Genomic DNA, 18,363 nt, shown 5'->3' with positions numbered 1-18,363 from the left:
GGTGACTGCAGGCTGAAGGCTGTGTGAAGCTTCGGCGTCTCACGTTGTAGACTCACACGTGTTTGAGGCCGCTGCCTGGCAGTGCGTTCAATCCCCGGTCCCCGCTGTGTCTACATCCAAGGTCGCTGAGTGGAAATCATCTTCGTCGTCGTGCTCGTCGTCGCACTGGCACTCTTCTTCGACTTCACCAACGGCTTTCACGATACGGCCAACGCGATGGCCACGCCGATCGCCACGGGCGCGATCAAGCCGAAGGCCGCCGTCACCCTCGCCGCGATCCTCAACCTCGTCGGCGCCTTCCTCTCCACCGAGGTGGCGAAGACGATCTCCGGGGGCATCATCCGCGAAGGCGAGGGCGGGGTCCAGATCACTCCGGACTTCATCCTCGCCGGCCTCATCGGCGCGATCATCTGGAACATGGCGACGTGGCGGTTCGGACTGCCGTCGTCGTCCTCGCACGCGCTCTTCGGCGGCCTCATCGGTGCGGCCATCGTCGGTGCGGGCCTGAACTCGGTCGACTTCGGGGTCTTCCTCTCCAAGGTCGTCATCCCGGCGATCGCCGCGCCGCTCATCGCCGGCATCAGCGCCTACCTGTGCACGCGTCTCGCGTACTACATCACCCGCCGCAACGGCGACGGACAGACCGCGCACCGGGCGCCGTTCAAGTACGGGCAGATCTTCAGCTCCTCGCTCGTCGCGCTCGCCCACGGCACGAACGATGCTCAGAAGACGATGGGCGTCATCACCCTCGTCCTCATCTCCGCGAACCTCCAGGCGCAGGGCACCGGCCCGCAGTTCTGGGTCATCGCCACGTGTGCCTTCGCGATCGCCTTCGGCACCTACGTCGGCGGATGGCGGATCATCGACACGCTCGGCACGAAGCTCACCACCGTCAAGCCCGCACAGGGGCTGTCCGCCGAGACCTCGACCGCCGCTGCGATCCTCGCCTCCTCGCACCTCGGCTTCGCCCTGTCGACGACGCAGGTCGCCTCCGGTTCGGTGCTCGGGTCGGGTCTCGGCCGCAAGGGTGCCGACGTCCGGTGGTCGACGGCCGGACGCATCGCCTCGGGCTGGCTGCTGACGATCCCGGCCGCGGGCATCGTCGGTGCGGCCGCGGCCGGTGTCGCCCACCTGGGGCTGTTCGGCGTTCTTATCGACACCGCCGTCGCCGTCGTCGCCGTCCTCTGGATCTACCTCAGCTCCCGCCAGGACAAGACTGCCGAGATCTCGAACTTCGACACCGTCGGCGAGGCCGTCAACATCCGCGGCCGCAAGCGCAAGCTGCGCCAGGATCGCAACCGCAAGCGCGCCGAGGCGCGTCGTGAGGCCCGCACCGAGGCGCAGACGAAGAAGGACGCGGAGAAGAAGAGCCGGAAGTCCCAGGCGCGTCGCACTGCGGCGGCCAACGGCGCTGTGACGACGGATGCCGTCGCGAAGGAGGCAGTCGCTGGCACGGCGAGCAGCGCTGGTTCCGCAACGGACGTCCGGGCGACAGGCACGTCGGCTGCCGACGCATCGAGGCAAGACGCCGATGCTGACAAGGGAGGCGCCAAATGATCGAGTGGAGCTCGTTCGCCATCGTGGCGATTGCGACGTGGTTCTCGTCGCTCGTCGTCATCGGACTGTTCTCGACCGCGGTGCGCATGCGCGCGGTCCACATCGATCAGGTCGCCGAGGGCCACGGCAACCCGCTGCTCAAGGCCGGATACTGGGCCGTCTTCGCACTCTGCGGTGCGCTTGTCCTCTTCGGGGTCTACCTCATCGTCCCCGTCCTCCACGGTGCCTGAGCGCTCCCGCCGCGGACTTCGCCGGGTCGCCGTGTCGTCGCTGACATGCGGGCGCTCAGCCTGAGCTCCTCCCGAGACACAGCTCGAACGCCCCGTACCCGCAGTCGCACGCCGCACCCTTAGCGTCACTCCGCACCCGTTGCGCGGCGTCGCACCCGTGGCGCTGCTTCGCACCGGCAGTCGCACGAACAACCTCGAGCACGCCACCCCTGCGCCGCAGCGTTACGTCCTACGTTTGCAAGCGTAGGATTTGCAACTCCGAGGAGTGTTGCACGCATGGTGCAGTGTCGCCGTGCTGCCGCGCCGGCCACATCCCACCGTCGGCATCTATTCACACCCCAAGCGATGCTTCGCACCCGCAGCTGAACGAACAACCTCGAGCGCGCCACCCCCTCGCTGGAGCGCTGATTCCTCCCCTTGCACCGGGATGAATTGCCGCTTCGGGGAGGGTCAGCGGAGCGGCCCGGCGCTCCTGAGACTGCCGGGCCAAGGCGGCCCGGCACTGCGGAGGCCGTCCGGCCAAGGCTGCCACCCGAAAGCTACCCGGAACCCCCTACCGGCGTCGAACACGACGATCCCCCGACCACCTCGGCGGTGATTGGGGGATCGTCGTTGTCAGTGCGAGGCCGTGAGGCTCAGCGCTTCACGCCGCTCCCGGCGGCCGCGGAGCTCAGCGACTCACGTAGCTCAGCACTTCAGGCGAGGCCGAGGCGCTCGCGGAGGCTGTCGACCTCGGCGCGGAGTTCGGCCGGAACCGAATCGCCGAGCTCGGCGTACCACTCTTCGATCGAGGCGAGCTCGGTCTCCCACTCCTCGGGCTTGATCGCGAGCGCCTTGCGCAGCTGCTCCGCGGTGAAGTCGAGACCCTCGGTGTCGAGTGCGCCTTCGGCCGGGGTGAAGCCGAGCGGGGACTCGACGGCGTCGGCGGTGCCGGCGACGCGCTCGAAGACCCACTTGAGGACACGCGAGTTCTCGGAGAACCCGGGCCACAGGAACGAGTTGTCGTCATCGCGACGGAACCAGTTGACGTAGAAGATCTTCGGCAGCTTCGCACCCTCGGTCTGGCCGATGTTGAGCCAGTGCTGGAGGTAGTCGCCGACGTTGTAGCCGATGAACGGACGCATCGCCATCGGGTCACGGCGCACGACGCCGACGGCGCCGGTGGCAGCGGCGGTGGTCTCCGAGGAGAGCACCGAGCCCATGAACACGCCGTGGTTCCAGTCGCGGGTCTCGGTGACCAGCGGCATCGTCGTCTTGCGGCGACCGCCGAAGAGGATCGCCGAGATCGGCACACCGTTGGGGTTCTGCCACTCGGGAGCGAGCGTGGGAACGTTGGCGATCGGGGTGCAGAAGCGCGAGTTCGGGTGCGCGGCCGGGGTCTCCGAGTCCGGAGTCCAGTCGTTGCCCCGCCAGTCGGTGAGGTGCGCGGGCTTCTCGTCGGTCTTGCCCTCCCACCACACGTCGCCGTCGTCGGTGAGCGCGACGTTCGTGAAGATGTTGCCGCCGGCCTCGATCGCGTGCATCGCGGTCGGGTTGGTCGAGTAGCCGGTGCCCGGCGCGACGCCGAAGAGACCGAACTCGGGGTTGACGGCGTAGAGCTGGCCGTCCTCGCCGAAGCGCATCCACGCGATGTCGTCACCGAGTGTCTCGGCCTTCCAGCCGGGGATCGTCGGCTCGATCATGGCGAGGTTGGTCTTGCCGCAGGCCGAGGGGAACGCGGCGGCGATGTACTTGACCTCGCCCTCCGGGTTCGTCAGCTTGAGGATGAGCATGTGCTCGGCCAGCCAGCCCTCGTCGTGGGCGATCGCCGAGGCGATGCGCAGTGCGTAGCACTTCTTGCCGAGCAGCGCGTTGCCGCCGTAGCCGGAGCCGAACGACCAGATCGAGCGCTCCTCGGGGAAGTGGGTGATGTACTTCGTCGAGTTGTTCGGCCAAGCGACATCGGCCTCGCCCTCAGCGAGCGGGGCGCCCACCGAGTGGACGCACTCGACGAAGTCCGCGTCCTGCGCATCGATCGCGTCGAGGGCGTACTTGCCCGAGCGAGCCATGATGAGCATCGAGAGCACGACGTAGGGCGAGTCGGTGACCTCGATGCCGAACATCGGCTGATCCGCCTCGGCGAGGCCCATGACGAAGGGGATGACGTACATCGTGCGTCCGCGCATCGAGCCGTCGAAGAGGCCGTTGAGGGTCTCCTTCATCTCCGCGGGGGCGACCCAGTTGTTGAGCGCGCCGGCGTCCTTCTCATCGACCGAGCAGATGTAGGTGCGGTCCTCGACGCGGGCGACGTCCTCGGGATCCGAGGCGGCGTAGTAGGAGTCCTTCGTGCCGGTGAGGCGCACGAGCGTGCCGGCATCGACGAGCTGCTGCGTGATGAGGTCCCGCTGGCCCTCGGAGCCGTCGATCCACACGATCTCGTCGGGGGTGGTGAGGGTGGCGATCCGGCTGACGAACGAAAGCACCTTCTCGTTCTTCGTGGGGGCGTTCTTCAGCTGGTCAGCGACGACGTCATGGTCGAGGACTGTCATGAGTGGTCTCCTGGTGTATCGGGGGTTTCGCGACGGATGTCGGAGGGCGGTACATCTCCACGGTAGGGTGGGCGCAATGGTGAAGATCACCGAATATCGCCGCTCGAAGATGTGCATTGGAACACAACCAGGGCACTTGTGACTTATTCTCGGCAATCACATGCCTTATTTTTGCAGAAGTGTGACGTGAATTTTCAGATTGATGATCTGCTTGAAAACTGGATCATCGATTCCCTCGCCGAGGCGGTCGACCGTCCCGCGTGTCCCCTTTGGCGGCCGTCCGGCGGAGCGGATTCCTGCGGTCAGCGCTGAGTGCTGCGGCGGAAGTCGCCGGAAACTGTGGCGAAGGGCACTGGTCGGAGATTTGAGGTCGGATCGGCATCGTGTGTATAGTTGATCGAGTTGCAGGGCGGGAGCCCGGTGACGATGCGCCACTAGCTCAACGGATAGAGCATCTGACTACGGATCAGAAGGTTGGGGGTTCGAATCCCTCGTGGCGCACCACGAAAGGCCCCTCACCAGGAGAGATTCCAGTGAGGGGCCTTCGTCATGTCCGCTGGCAGGGATTCGTCGGCCTCGCCGTGGGCTCCGACGCCGACGGTGCACGGACCCTGTGGAACGCCGAGTGATCAGGCCTTGACCGCTAGTACCGGCACCGGCGAGTCGAGCAGCAGGCGCTGACTCACCGAGCCCATGAGAGCCTTGCCGACCCGGGAGCGGCGCTTCATGCCGATGACAAGCCGTGCGATGTCGTCGCGTTCCTCGAGTTCGTCGAGGACGGCCTCGGCGGGATCGCGATCACCGCGACCCTGGCGGCCGACGAGCTCGTACGGCACTTCGGAGGCGTCGAGCACGGTCGTGTCGAAATCGGACTGGATACCCAGCGGGATGACGACGAGGTTCGTGTCGAAATGCCGGGCTTCGCCGATCGCGGCCGTGACGGCTGCGTCGGCTGAGGCGTTGTCGGGGACTGCCACCATGATGGCCATGGTCACTCCTTGGATGCTCGGTGGGCGGGGATGTGTCATCGAGGATACTCGGGACCCTCAGCGACCGTACTTCGTGCGGAACTCCTCTTCGAGGTCCTCGAGGGTCTTGTTCCTCGTTTCGGGGACCATGAAGTAGATGAAGATGAGGGCGAGAACTCCGAGGCCGGCGAACATGAAGAAGGTGTTCGCGATCCCCATGCCGGCGACGACGCTGGGGAAGAACTGGGCCACGGCGGCATTGGCCATCCACAGGGCGAAGACGCAGATGCCCATGGCGAACGAGCGGATCTTCAGCGGGAAGATCTCGGCGAGCATGAGCCATACGAGGGGTCCGAGCGTGCCCTGCATCGAGAAGACGAAGAGGACGACGAAGACGAGGATCGCGTACGCCTTGAACTGCCCGTCCGGGAGGAACACCGCGGAGAGGCCGATGAGGAGGTGGAACGTGCTCGTGAGTGTGAACCCGCCGAGCAGCATGACCCGCCGCGGCAGCTTGTTGATGAGCATGATGCCGACGGTGACGCCGAGGACGGAGAAGAGTCCGTTGAAGGTGTTCGCGATGATTGCGGCGTCGGCGGAGAAACCGGCGTCGGTGAGCAGCTGGGTGCCGTAGTACATCACCGAGTTGATGCCGGTGAGCTGCTGGGCGATGCCGAGGCCGACGCCGATGATGACGAGGCGCAGCACCCACTTCGAGGCGAGGTCGGACAGTCCGCCCGTCTTCGACTTCTCCTCCTCCTCGGCGAGGAGTTCGACCTCCTTCATCTCCGCCTCGGCGCGTTCGGTCGAGCGGACCTGTTTGAGCACCTCGAACGCCTGGTCGTCACGGTGTTTCGAGATCAGCCAGCGCGGGCTCTCGGGGAGGAAGAGCATGCCGATGAGCAGAGCGATCGCTGGCAGCACGGCGACGGCGAGCATGTACCGCCACACGCCCTCGTGCTCTCCCCAGATGTTGAAGATGATCGCGTTGATGACGAAGGCCGCGAACTGACCGACGACGATCATCACCTCGTTGCGGGTCACCAGCGAACCTCGCCGTTCGAACGGGGCGAGCTCGGCGAGGTAGACCGGCACTGTCGTCGACGCAGCGCCGACGGCGAGACCGAGGAAGAACCGGGCACCGGCGAGGAACTGCCAGTTCGGTGCGAGCGCGCACGCAAGCGTGCCGACGATGAAGAACGTCGCGAGCAGGAGGATGTTCGACCGCCTGCCGAAGGCATCGGAGAGCCGCCCGCCGATGACGGCGCCGAAAGCGGCCCCGATTGTGAGGAAGCTGACGACGATCCCCTCGGTGCGCGGGGTGAGTCCGAAGTCCTGGGTGAGCGGCTCGAGGGCACCGTTGACGACGCCGGTGTCGTAGCCGAAGAGCAGACCGCCGAAGGTGGCGACGACGGCGATGATCCCCAACCGGGAGGTGTGCGGACCTTTGGTGTCAGGGGGCAGGTCCACGAGTGACTTCTGTTGACCGCTCATGGCGTTCACTCTCCTTTGAATGACTCTGTGAATGGTGCTGAATGACTCGGTGAATGGTGCGGTTCGGATGTGCGCGGGCGCACGACGGGTAGGGCGATGTCCGCCAGCCTCAGGCGATGGGTGAGCCTGTGCTCGGGTGGGCAGGCGGCCGATATGTCAGGCGACCCTGTCGGTTGTGGTCAGTCGGCGTCACCTCGATGTCCGGCGACGAGGTCGTCGATCGCCTGCTTCTGGTACCGGCTGACGGAGTCGTTGTTCTCGTTCTCCCCGAAGACATTGGAGACGATGAGCGCATCCTCCCGGTCGAGGAACCCTGTCGTCCCCAGGGTCGCGAAGAGGGCCTCGAAGTCGACGTCCCCGTCGCCCACCTTGAGGTGCTGGTGCACCCTCGCCGAGGTGGTCGGCGGGTTCGCGATGTACCGCAGCCCGTGTGAGGCCCGGTGGTCGTAGGCGTCGGAGATGTAGACCGCGCGGAGGCGGTCGCCGAGTTCGGGGACGAGCGTGTCAAGGCAGTCGCCGTAGTGGAAGGTGTGCGGGGCGACGTAGACGAAGCCGATGGCGTCCGAATCGAGCCCGCGCAGCACCCGCCACGCCTCGTGGCCGTCCTCGACGAAGTCGTCGGGGTGGGGGTCGAAGTTGAGCCTGAGGCCCTCGCGTTCGACGCGGGGCAGCAGCTCGTCCATCGACCGGTAGAACGATTCCTCGGAGTCCTCGAACGACTCGGGTCGGCCGCTGAACTCGGTGTTGATCGTGCCCACGCCGAGGTCGACGGCGATGTCGATGACGCGGTCGAAGTTCTTCACCGCAGCCTGCCGTTTCGCCTCATCGGGCCACGCGATCCGCTGCACGGGCAGGAGCGCCGGTACGGTGATCCCGGCGGCGTCGACGCTGTGGGCGAAGCGCTTGATGAGGTCGCGGTCCATCTTCGGGTACCGGAAGTGCGTCGCGAAGTCCGGATGCGGGGTGAGCTGCATGTGCTCGAACCCGAGGTCGGCGGTGGCTGCGGCGAAGTCGAGCAGCCTGTGCGTGTGGTGGAGCGGGGTCGGGTCGTAGGCGATCTTCATCGTCTGCTCCTCACGCGTAGAACGCCGGGGTCGGCGGAACATCGATCGTGCGCTGACCGCCGCCGCCCAGCGAGGCGACTCCCTCCTGGCAGGCGACGGCGACCCGGTATCCGTCCCACGCTGACGGACCGGTCGTCGTGCCCGCCCGGGAGGCGTCGACCCAGGCTTGGACCTGTGCATCGTAGGCGGTGGCGAACCGGGTGGTGAAGTCGGCGTGCTCGCCCATTGAGAAGCGGCCCGCGTGCCAGGTCTGGAGTCCGGTGGGCTCGCCGATGCGGGCGATGCCGGAGGAGAACACCGCCTCGGTGGACACCTGGTAGCCGAACTGGACGCTGACGTTCATTTCGAGGTCGACGAGGACCCCGTTCTCGAGTTCCATGAGCACGAGGATCGGTTCACGCAGGCGCTCAGGCGTGAGCGGATTGCGGCGGGCGAACTTGACCTCGACGGATCTGATCGGCGATCCGGCGAGCCACGGGACGATGTCGAACTCGTGGACGACGGAGTCGGTGATGAGCGATTCCTGCTGGTAGGAGTCGGGGACGACCGCGTTGCGGTGGGCGCACCGGAGCATGAGCAGCTCCCCGGTCTCACCCGATTCGACGAGACCGCGCAGCTGCCGGTATTCGGGGTCGAAGCGGCGCATGAACCCGACCTGGATGAGCCTGCGCCCGCCTGCCTGTTCGGCCTCGAGGACGCGCAGCGAGGATTCGGGGTCGGGAGTGAGCGGCTTCTCGCACAGGGTCGGGATTCCGGCCTCGATCGCCGGCAGGAGCACCGGCTCATGGAGGAAGCCGGGGGTGGCGATGAGCAGACCGTCGACGGCGCCCGCATCGAGGGCGTCCTCGACCCGGGTGAAGGCCTGCGCGGCCGGAGCATCGCCGAGCGCCGCCTGGGCCCGGCCCGTGTCGGGTTCAATGACGGCCGAGACGTTCGCTCCGCTGATCGAGCGGGTGATGCGCCGGATGTGGTCGGCGCCCATCATCCCGGCGCCGACGACGCCGATGCGGAAGTCCTGTGCGTTCATGCTCGCTCCTTGCGATTGTGCTCTCGCCGAGGTGGCTGTCGGTGTCGACATGATCGTGTCCTCAGTGGTCGGTGGCGGCGGACGGGGTCGAGGCGAGGATCGTCTGCAGCGTCCGCTCGGCGATGGGGTAGGGGGCGTCGACGCTGCAGCCGAACATGTCCTGTTCGACGATGGCGAAGGTGTTCGGGTCGAGGGCGGCGACGGCCTCGATGATCGGATCGAGCGGCGGGATCCCCTGGTTCGGTTCGACCATGATTCCCTCGGCGACCGCCTCGGCGAAGGGCTGATCTGACTTGAGGACGTCCCAGATCCTCACCGGGTCGACCTGCTTGAGGTGGAGGTAGCCGATCCGGGAGGGATGGTCCTCGATGAGCCGCAGGTTGTCCCCGCCGTAGTAGGAGAAGTGGCCGGTGTCGAGGCAGAGGTTGGTGAAGCGCTCGTCGGTGAGTTCGAGGAACCGTTCGACCTCGGAGTGGGTGCCGACGTGGGAGTCGGCGTGCGAATGGAACTGCTGGTGGAGGCCGTACTCCTCCTCGAGCGCCTTGCCGAGGGCGTCGTGGCCGGCGGCGAGACGCTGCCAGCCCTCCGCGTCGAGGGTGCGGGCTTCGAGGACTTCGCTGGTGGCGTCCGAGCGCCACAGGTCGGGGATGACGACGATGTGCTCGCCGCCGAGGGCCGCAGTGAGCTTCGCGACGCGTTCGACCTGCTCCCAGGCCCGGGCGAACTGGTCGCCCGACTTGTGGAAGCCGGTGAAGACCGTTCCGCCGGAGAGTTTGAGGCCGCGGCTGCCGAGCTCCTCGCCGAGCTGTGCGGGATCGGTGGGAAGGTAGCCGTAGGGTCCGAGTTCGATCCACGTGTACCCGGCCTCGGCGACCTCGTCGAGGAACCGCTGCCAGGGCACCTGGCCGGGATGGTCGGGGAACCACACGCCCCACGAGTCGGGGGCGGTGCCGATGCGCAGCGGCTGCGTTGCCGCCGTCGAGGTGGTCATGGTGGGTGTCCTTCGTGTGCGGTCGGGTGCGGTGGCCTGTGGGCTGGTGTCGAGTGCAGTGCTCACAACAGCGGCCTCTGCTTCTTGACGGCGATCTCGTACTCGTCGCGGGCAGCCTGGGTGTCGCCCATCGTCGAGACCTCGGCGACGGGGACATCCCACCAGCCTTCACCGTCGGGGGCGTAGACGAGAGGATCGGAATGGATGTGGATGAGCGTCGAGGTCTCCGCCTCCCTGGCTGCGGCGACCGCCTCGGCCAGCCGCGTGCTCGCATCCGGTCCCGGGTCGATCTCGACGACGTCGATGCCGTACGACCGGGCGTTGGCGGCGAGATCGACGGGGAGGACCTCGTCGGTGCGGAAGTCGCTCGCCTCGGCGTCGTACTTCCGGTACCACGTGCCGAACCGGGGTGCGCCCACGGTCTCGGAGAGGTGGCCGATCGAGGCGAAGCCGTGGTTCTGGATGAGGACGACGATGAGCTTGAGCCCTTCGGCGACCGCGGTGACGAGTTCCGTGTGGAGCATGAGGTACGACCCGTCGCCGACCATGACGATCGCCTCCCGGTCCTCACCGGCGGCGTCGATCGCGCGGCGGACGCCGAGCCCGCCGGCGATCTCGTAGCCCATGCACGAGAACGCGTACTCGACGTGGTAGCCGAGCGGATCGTTCGTGCGCCAGAGCTTCTGCAGGTCACCGGGTAGGGAACCGGCTGCCTGGATGACGACGTCGCGGGGACCGGCGGCGGTGTTGACCGCCCCGATGACCTCGGCCTGACCGGGCAGCGCGGCATCGGTGGGGGCCGTGGCCTCATCGACGACGGCGATCCAGTCCGTGCGCTCACGGTCGACCCGTGCGCTCAGGTCCTCACTCACCCGGAAATCGCCGAGGTGCTCGTGCAGTCCCCGGATCCCCTCCCTCGCGTCGGCGACGAGGGGGAGGCGACTGCCGTGCTTGAACGCATCGAAGGCGGCGACGTTGAGGTTGACGAAGCGGACCTCCGGGTTCTGGAATACGGTCCGGCTCGCGGTGGTGAAGTCGCTGTAGCGGGTGCCGATGCCGATGACGAGGTCGGCGTCGGCGGCGATCCGGTTCGCTGCGGTCGACCCCGTCGCTCCGATCCCGCCGAGATTGAGGGGGTGATCCCAGTCGAGGACCCCGCCCCCGGCCTGGGTCGTGGCCACGGGGATCCCGGTCGCCTCGGCGAAGGCCCGCAGCTCGTCCTCGGCGTGGGAGTAGAGGACACCGCCTCCGGCGACGATGAGCGGGGTCCGGGACTCGCGGATCGCTGCGACCGCCCGCTCGAGCGGACCGGTCTCCGGCAGGGGCCGGCGCAGGTGCCAGTCGCGTTCGGTGAGGAACTCGGCGGGGACCTCGATGGTCTCGGCCTGGACGTCCTCGGGCAGGGCGATCGTCACCGCCCCGGTCTCGGCGGGGTCGGTGAGCACGCGCATCGCCGTCAGAGCGATCGAGAAGAGCTGCTCGGGCCGGTCGACACGGTCGAAGAACCGGGACAGCGGCCGGAACGCGTCGGTGACCTGCAAGGATGTGTCGTGCGGGTGTTCGAGCTGCTGGAGGACGGGGTCGGCGACGCGAGTGGCGAACGTGTCGGAGGGCAGAAGCAGCGCGGGCATCCGGTTCGATGTCGCCAAGGCCGCCCCGGTGAGCATGTTCGCCGCTCCCGGACCGACCGAGGCCGCCGAGGCGAACGTCGAAAGTCTCCGGTTCATCCGGGCGTAGCCGACGGACTGGTGGACCATCGCCTGTTCGTTCCGCGCCTGGTGGTAAGGCATCGCCCCGGGCTCGTCATGGTGGAGCTGACGCAGCGCCTGACCGATGCCGGCGACATTGCCGTGGCCGAAGATCCCGAAGGTCCCTGCGATCGTGCGCACCCGGGTATCGCCGTCGACCGTGTACTGGCGGGTCAGGAACGTCATCAGCGCCTGCGCGACCGTCATCGTCGTCATCGCCGTTCTCCTCCATCCTCGGTGGTGAACCCGTCGCGTCCGGGTGCGGCGGCGTTTTGAGTGCCTGTGGTGTCCTCATCGCCGGTCGGCTCCGCCGTGTAGGGCAGCCGCGGGTCGAACTCCTCACCCTCCCATTGTTCGCGGACCCAGCCGTGGGCGGGATCGTCGGTGATGAGCCACGCACGGTCGGGGTCGGGGCCCGCCATGACGTTGAGGTAGTAGTTGTCGTAGCCGGGGGCCGCGGCGACGGGGCCGTGGTACCCGTAGGGGACGAGGGCGATGTCGCCGGTGCGCACGATCGCCGAGGTCTCGATCTCCCCGGCCGCCGAGGAGTACGTCGCGAAGAGCGCGAACGGATCGGCCGCAGCCGGGGCGGTCAGACCGCGGGAGACTGCGGATTCGAAGTAGTAGATCTCCTCGAGCCGGGTCTCGGTCCCGGCGATCGCTTCGTCGTGCTTGTGCGGGGGATAGGACGACCAGTTCTCGGCCGGGGTGATGACCTCGCACGCGATGATCTTCACGCAGTCGAGTCCCGCCGGGGTCGCGAAGTTGTGAACCTGTCGGCTCGAGCGCCCGGCCCCGCGCAGCTCGACGGGGACATCGGCCGCAGGCAGGTACTGGACGGGTCGGGTCTCCTCGGTCGGGGCTTCGCACACGGCGATGCGTCCCGAGCCCCTGACCGTCGCGGCGGTGCCGGTGGGCAGGTAGAGGCAGTCGGCAGGACCGTGGAAGACCGAGCGGCGACCGGCGAGGTTCTGCTCCCCGACGATGCCCTCGGGCGCGGAGTACTTCACGGTGAATGTCGGCCCGGACAGGGGCACGAGCACCCGTTCGACCGCCTCGGCGGGGAGGTCGACGGTCGCATCGGCGAGCTCGAGGATCCGCAGGCCGGTGTGCGCCCACCCGGGCAGGGAGGCATCGACGAGGGATTCGCAGGCGCCCGAGCTCAGGGTGTCGCGGCGGTGGAGCCAGTCGTTGATCATGCCGAGGTCCTCTCCGATCCGTGGACGAGTGCGGCCGCCCGGTCGACGGCGGCGCCGACGTCGCCGTCGGCGGGGTAGACGATGGAGCGGCCGATGACGAGGCCGCGGACCCCGGGCAGCGCGAGCGCGGCCTCCCAGCTGCGGAACGTTGCCTCGGGGTCGTCCGAGCGCTCGCCGCCGAGGAGGAGGGTGGGCAGGGTCGTCGCCGCGAGCACTCGGTCCATATCGTCGACGACGGGGATCTTCAGCCATGTGTGCGCCGAGGAGGTGCCGAGGCCCTGGGCGATCCCGATCGAGGTGATGACGGCTTCGGGGGTGAGGATGTTGCGCACCCGATCGTCGGCCCATTCGTTGAGGAAGGGTTCGATCATCACCGGGATGTCCTCGGCTGCACAGTCGTTGACGGCGCGGGCGTTGGCTTCGAGCGCCGATGCGGTCGCCGGGTCACCGAGGTTGATCCGCAGCAGGGTCTTCGCGAGGTCGATGCCGTCGCGGGCCATGCCGGCGGCGGTGTGACCGGTGAAGCGGTCGTCGATCTCGAAGGCCGAGCCGGCGAGGCCGCCGCGGTTCATCGACCCGACGGCGAGCTTGCCTTCGAGGCAGCCGAGGAACGCGAGGTCGTCGAGGACGTCGGGAGTGCCGAGGACGCCGTCGACGCCGGGACGGGAGAGTGCCGTGGCGAGCCGGTTGAGGAGGTCCTCGCGGTCGGCCATGGCCAACCGGTCGTCGCCGACGGCGTTCGCTCCGCGGGCGGGGTGGTCGGCGGCGACGATGAAGAGCTTCGAATCGGCACCGCCGATCGGGCGGCGGGCGCGGGCGGACCACGCGGCGGAGATCGCTGCCGGGTCGTCGAAGCGCGCGTCGCGGAGGCGGGCGAACGCCGCGGGGGAGAGGGTGGGAGTCGGCATCAGCGGTCCTTCGATGTCGAGGCGGCGGGGGTCGAGGGTGAGGTGTGAGCGAGGTCGGCTCCGGCGTTGTCGTTCGCCGAGGCGGTCTGCGTGGTACCGGGGCCACCGACGACGGCGGTCACCTCGGCGGTCGTCGGCATCGCCGTCGAGCACTCCCGACGGGTGGCGACGATGGCACCGGCGACGTTGGCGAAGCGCAGCAGGTACTCGAGATCCCAGCCTTCGAGCAGTCCGAAGCACAGGGCGCCGCCGAAGCCGTCGCCGGCGCCGAGACCGTTGACGACGTCGACGGGATACGGCGGGACCTCGACGCGTTCGTCGACGGTCTTCGCCAGCACGCCCTTGGGTCCCTGCTTGACGATGGCGAGTTCGATGCCGCGCTCGAGCAGGGCGTCGGCGGCGCGGTCGGGGTCCGTCTCGCCGACGGCGATCTCGCACTCCTCCCGGTTGCCGACGGCGACGGTGACGTGGTCGAGGGCTCGGGACACCTCGGCGGTGGCCGTCGCGGGATCGGACCAGAACATCGGGCGGTAGTCGAGGTCGAGGACCGTGTGCTCGGCGCGACCGCGGGCCGCCCAGGCCGCATGGTGGGTCGAACGGCTGGGTTCGACGCTCAGACCCGTGACCGTGGCCCAGAAGATCCGGGCGGTCCGGATCGCGTCGAGGTCGAGATCGGCCTCGGTGAGCGTGAGATCGGGGGCGATCGGGTCGCGGTAGAAGTAGAGGGGGAATTCATCGGGCGGGAAGATCTCGCAGAACGTCACCGGGGTGTTGTGCTCGGTGTCGGTGGCGACGAAACGGTTGTCGACGCCGAGGCGGGTGAGCTCATCGCGGAGGTACCGCCCGAACGGGTCGTCGCCGACGGCGGTGACGATCGCGGAGTTGAGTCCGTAGCGGGCAGCGGCGACGGCGACGTTTGAGGCCGAACCGCCGAGGTATTTGCCGAAGGTCTCGACGCTCTCGAGGCCGACACCGTCCTGGAGCGGGTAGATGTCGACGCCGATGCGCCCGATGCTCACAAGGTCGAACGGGGTGGTGCGCGGGGTCGTCGGAGCGGGAGTCCGGTCGGTCTGCGCGTCGGCCTGCTCGATTCGCGGGTGAGCCGTACCGGTCCGCGGGTGAACCGGCTGCGCGTCAGCCTGCTCGTTCCGCGGGTGATCCTGCGGTGACGGCGAAGGTGTCTGAGTCATGGACGTCGGTTCCCTCCGTGCGGCTGCAGTGCCGCGTGTCTATTTGTCAGGACAAACTATTTGTCATGACAATATCACTCATCGTGCTCTGCGTCACCCCCTTTTTTTGGGGGCGGTTCTGGGGAGTGCTCGCATCCCGGGAGCGGTCGTGAGGCAGCCGCTCGGTTTCGATCCCCCTGGTACGGATCGAACCACCGCGTGCGGATCCACACCGCGCGGTTGCTGCACTCCTCGACGACCACGAGAGTGCCAGCCCCCTCAGCGCCCCCGCCGCTCAGCGCGAGACGAGCGTCGTCTCGAACGAGTAGAGGTCGGGTCGGTAGCAGTGGTCGCCCCATTCGATGATCTGGCCCGAATGGTCGAGCGCGGTCCGGTGCATCGTCAGCAGCGGGGCGCCTGGGGTGATGTCGAGGAGGTCGGCCTCGTCGTCGGCGGCAGCGCGGGCGCCGATCGTCTGATGGGCGACGGAGAAGACGACCCCGCGCTCGCGCAGGGTTTCATAGAGACCGGCGGTGACGAGCTCGGCGGCGGTGATATCGGCGAACGGCTCGGGCAGGACGTTGTGGAGGATCGCGAGCGGCGTCGAGCCGATGAGCCGGAGTCGGCGCAGGTGGAGGGTCGGGGACCCCACCGCCACACCGAGGCGCTCGGCGAATTCCGCGTCCGCCGCCTCGACGCGGTGGCTGAGCACGGTCGTCGCCGGTGCGTTGCCCGACTTCTGCAGGTCCTCGTGGAGGCTCGTGAGATCGACGGCCCGGGCGACGGGGCGTTGGAGGACCTGCGTTCCGACCCCGCGCCGACGCACGAGCAGCCCCTTGTCGACGAGGTCCTGGATCGCCTGCCGGATCGTCGGTCGGGAGAGACCGAGCCGCTCGGCCATCGAGACCTCATTCTCCAGACGGGTGCCCGCGGCGATGTCTCCGGCGGTGATCGCGGCCTCGAGGCGGCGGGCGATCTGGACGTAGAGCGGCGCGGCCCCGGCGGAGCGGTCGAGGGTGCCGAAGAACTCCTCGCTCAGCTCGGTCTCGGGTGCGCGTGCCATGGGGTCCCTGCTTCGTTCCGGTCTCGGTCTGCCCTCGAGCTTACCCGGCGTGATCGCGGGCGGTGAGCAGCACCTCGGCGGCGGTTTCGAGTCCTTCGATCCGCCCCAGCGCCTCGTCCTCGTGTTCGATGTGGACGGCCATGTCGGGGTCGACGGCGGCGAGGGCCGCGACGAACCGATCCCAGAAGTCCTGGTCGTGTCCGCGTCCGAGCGCGACGAAGTCCCAGGCCGAGCCCTCCGGCCATCGGTTGATCGCCGCGCCCCCGCGGATCCGCGTGATCCGGTCCCCGGTGAAGCGCGTGTGCCGGTCGTCGAGGACGCCGTGGACGGCCGCCGCCGGATTGATCCGCACGTCCTTGGCTGCGGCGTGGACGACCCGATCGCCGAGGTGGTCGATCGCGGCGATCGGATCGATCCCTTGCCAGAAGAGGTGGGAGGGGTCCATCTCCGCGCCGATGTTCTCACCCCCGGTGGCGTCGATGAGGCGCTCGAGGGTGGCGGGGTTGAAGACGAGGTTGTGCGGGTGCATCTCGATCGCGATCATCACGCCGCGGTCGGCGGCCCGGCGGTCGAGTTCGCGCCACACGGGCACGGCCCGGGCCCACTGGTCCTCGAGCGTATCGAGGTGCGAGGACTCCCACGGGTTGACGATCCACGTCGGGGTCGCGGCCTCCGCGCGGGCGCCGGGCAGTCCCGACATCGTCACCACCCGGGTCTGACCGAGGCGAGCGGCGACGTCGATGGCGCGTTCGATGTCGGCGAGCGTGGGCGGGCCGATCTCCGGGTTCGGGTCGAGCGGATTGCCGTTGGCGTTGAGGCCCGCCAGGGCGACCCCCGCCTCGGCGAAGGTCGCGAGGTAGTCGTCGCGGGCGGCATCGGAGGTGAGGATGTCGTCGATCGTCGGCATGTGCACGGGAGGGAGGAAGCCGCCGACGTTGATCTCGGCCGCATCGAGGCCGAGATCGCGGATCGCGTTGAGCGCCTCGGGCAGCCCGCGGTCGTGGAGGATGGCCGTGTAGACGCCGAGCCTCATCGGGTGACCTCCTCGGCGACCCCGCCGTTCGCGGCCGAGGCGATGACGGCGTCGCGCACGGCCAGGGCGTGGAGGCCGTCGGCGAAGGTCGCGCACCGCGGGTAGGACTCGGATTCGGGTCGACCGACGACCTCGTCGAGGAAGGCACGGGCCTGGAAGGTGAAGCCGTCGTTCTGACCGATGCCCACGCCTGGGGCGGCCATCGGCACGCCGGTGGCGAAGTAGGGGTGGGCGGGTCCGAGCTGCACGGTCGTCAGTCCGTCGCGGGTGGGATCGCCGGTCGTGTGGCCGAGGGTGATCTCGCCGGGGCGGCGGAAGTCGAAGCCGGCGGATCCGTTCTCGCAGAAGACCTCGATGGCGAAGGTGTTCGGGTGCCCGGCGGCGATGCGCGAGACCTGGAGGGTGCCCGAGCCGGTGCCGAACTCGACGCCGAAGCCTGCGTAGTCGTCGTTGGTCACGGGCTCGTACTCGTCGCTGACTTCGACATGGTCATGACCGGTGACATGGCCGAGGGGAAGCGGGCGTTCGGTGATCGAGGTGTGGAACCGCCCTCCCGAAACCGCGGTGATCGGACCGGCGATGAACTCGACGGAGTCGGTGAGGTGGCTGCCGACGTCGGCGAGTGCCCCGGTGCCGGCACCTCCCTGGTACCGCCAGCTCATCGGCGCGGTCGGCGAGCACGCGTAGTCGGTCCAGTAGTGAGCGTCCACGTGCTGGACGGGCCCGAGAGTGCCGTTCGCGACGAGGTCGGCGATCGCCGCGAGACCCGGGGTGCGGCGGAAGGTGAAGCCGAGACGGGCGATCGTATCCGCGTTCTCGGCGGCGGCGATCATGGCGTCCGCCTCGGGGATCGTATCGGTGAGCGGCTTCTCGCACAGCACGTGCTTGCCGGCGGCGAGGAGCGCCTCGACGATCGGCCTGTGGAGCGAGTTGGCGACGACGACGCTGACGATGTCGATGTCATCGGCGGCGGCGATGTCCTGCCAATCGGTGTCGAAGCGGGAGTAGCCGAAGCGCTCGGCCGTGGTTCGAGCGGCGTCCGGCACGACATCGCAGATCGAGACGAGGTCGATGGTCGGCAGAGTTCCGGTGCCGACGGTCGGGGCGGCCCGCCAGGCGGCGGCATGGGCGCGACCGGCCATGCCGGCTCCGATGACGGCGACGCCGAGTCGTTCGGTCATGACTTCTCCTTCGAAGACTGGGTGGGCACACACCACCCTAGCGAGATATTTGTCATGTCAAAAGAGGATTCACGGAATAATTTGTCACGACATGAATCCCCTCGGCATTGAGACGCGATAGGTCACCCCGTTCACAGGGAATTCCCCGGTGGGAGGTGCAAGCGCCGTTGTATTCTCACGATGGGCACCCGCCCTGCACCCCC

General features: G+C 68.3%; 15 protein-coding genes and 1 tRNA gene. 3 read left to right on the top strand and 13 right to left on the bottom strand.

Going from position 1 to position 18,363, the window contains the following annotated elements:
- The first annotated feature begins 129 nt into the window (after positions 1-129).
- Together EZE58_RS11330 and EZE58_RS11325 are read left to right on the top strand one after the other, a co-directional pair.
- Complete coding sequence (locus EZE58_RS11330) at positions 130-1,557, top strand: inorganic phosphate transporter (RefSeq protein ID WP_144588929.1); 1,428 nt, start codon at positions 130-132, stop codon at positions 1,555-1,557.
- Positions 1,554-1,787, top strand: coding sequence for a hypothetical protein (locus tag EZE58_RS11325; RefSeq protein WP_009381072.1), 234 nt, complete (start codon positions 1,554-1,556; stop codon positions 1,785-1,787). The genes EZE58_RS11330 and EZE58_RS11325 overlap by 4 nt, the downstream gene beginning before the upstream one ends.
- 695 nt (positions 1,788-2,482) lie before the next feature.
- Here EZE58_RS11325 and EZE58_RS11320 read toward each other — a convergent pair.
- Positions 2,483-4,315, bottom strand: coding sequence for a phosphoenolpyruvate carboxykinase (GTP) (locus EZE58_RS11320; protein WP_144588931.1), 1,833 nt, complete (start codon positions 4,313-4,315; stop codon positions 2,483-2,485).
- A 428-nt stretch (positions 4,316-4,743) separates the two neighbouring features.
- On the opposite strand from EZE58_RS11320, the gene EZE58_RS11315 reads away from it, so the two are divergent.
- Positions 4,744-4,819 (top strand) — tRNA-Arg (locus tag EZE58_RS11315).
- Positions 4,820-4,944: 125 nt separating this feature from the next.
- Here EZE58_RS11315 and EZE58_RS11310 read toward each other — a convergent pair.
- The 12 genes from EZE58_RS11310 to EZE58_RS11255 form a co-directional block, all read right to left on the bottom strand.
- On the bottom strand, positions 4,945-5,304 hold the full coding sequence (locus EZE58_RS11310; RefSeq protein ID WP_063250605.1) for a universal stress protein: 360 nt from the start codon (positions 5,302-5,304) through the stop codon (positions 4,945-4,947).
- 57 nt (positions 5,305-5,361) lie between these two features.
- Entirely contained in the window at positions 5,362-6,777 is a 1,416-nt protein-coding gene (locus EZE58_RS11305) for a sugar porter family MFS transporter (RefSeq protein ID WP_009381069.1), read from the bottom strand.
- 179 nt (positions 6,778-6,956) lie between these two features.
- A complete protein-coding gene (locus tag EZE58_RS11300) occupies positions 6,957-7,841 on the bottom strand; it encodes a sugar phosphate isomerase/epimerase family protein (protein ID WP_144588935.1) in 885 nt (294 codons plus the stop codon).
- Positions 7,842-7,851: 10 nt separating this feature from the next.
- Positions 7,852-8,868 carry a Gfo/Idh/MocA family oxidoreductase gene (locus EZE58_RS11295; RefSeq protein WP_009381065.1) on the bottom strand — a complete coding sequence of 339 codons (1,017 nt, stop codon included), beginning with the start codon at positions 8,866-8,868 and terminating at the stop codon, positions 7,852-7,854.
- A 61-nt stretch (positions 8,869-8,929) separates the two neighbouring features.
- Complete coding sequence (locus EZE58_RS11290; protein ID WP_009381064.1) at positions 8,930-9,859, bottom strand: sugar phosphate isomerase/epimerase; 930 nt, start codon at positions 9,857-9,859, stop codon at positions 8,930-8,932.
- A gap of 62 nt (positions 9,860-9,921) precedes the next feature.
- A complete protein-coding gene (gene iolD, locus EZE58_RS11285; protein ID WP_009381062.1) occupies positions 9,922-11,823 on the bottom strand; it encodes a 3D-(3,5/4)-trihydroxycyclohexane-1,2-dione acylhydrolase (decyclizing) in 1,902 nt (633 codons plus the stop codon).
- Positions 11,820-12,806, bottom strand: coding sequence for a 5-deoxy-glucuronate isomerase (iolB, locus tag EZE58_RS11280; protein ID WP_009381060.1), 987 nt, complete (start codon positions 12,804-12,806; stop codon positions 11,820-11,822). Before iolB ends, iolD begins: the two co-directional genes overlap by 4 nt.
- Entirely contained in the window at positions 12,803-13,714 is a 912-nt protein-coding gene (locus tag EZE58_RS11275) for a deoxyribose-phosphate aldolase (protein WP_144588936.1), read from the bottom strand. Before EZE58_RS11275 ends, iolB begins: the two co-directional genes overlap by 4 nt.
- Positions 13,714-14,904, bottom strand: a complete 1,191-nt coding sequence (iolC, locus tag EZE58_RS11270) for a 5-dehydro-2-deoxygluconokinase (protein ID WP_082835001.1) — start codon at positions 14,902-14,904, stop codon at positions 13,714-13,716. The genes EZE58_RS11275 and iolC overlap by 1 nt, the downstream gene beginning before the upstream one ends.
- A 274-nt stretch (positions 14,905-15,178) precedes the next feature.
- On the bottom strand, positions 15,179-15,946 hold the full coding sequence (locus EZE58_RS11265) for a GntR family transcriptional regulator (protein ID WP_009381048.1): 768 nt from the start codon (positions 15,944-15,946) through the stop codon (positions 15,179-15,181).
- Positions 15,947-15,986: 40 nt separating this feature from the next.
- Positions 15,987-16,979 (bottom strand): sugar phosphate isomerase/epimerase, encoded by a 993-nt coding sequence (locus EZE58_RS11260; protein ID WP_009381045.1) that lies wholly within the window; start codon positions 16,977-16,979, stop codon positions 15,987-15,989.
- Positions 16,976-18,160 carry a Gfo/Idh/MocA family oxidoreductase gene (locus EZE58_RS11255; RefSeq protein WP_009381044.1) on the bottom strand — a complete coding sequence of 395 codons (1,185 nt, stop codon included), beginning with the start codon at positions 18,158-18,160 and terminating at the stop codon, positions 16,976-16,978. The genes EZE58_RS11260 and EZE58_RS11255 overlap by 4 nt, the downstream gene beginning before the upstream one ends.
- Positions 18,161-18,363: the final 203 nt, after the last annotated feature.

It is taken from the genome of Brevibacterium sp. LS14 (assembly GCF_012027885.1).
GTDB classification, from domain to species: domain Bacteria; phylum Actinomycetota; class Actinomycetes; order Actinomycetales; family Brevibacteriaceae; genus Brevibacterium; species Brevibacterium casei.
This window is presented reverse-complemented; position numbering and strand designations above follow the sequence as displayed.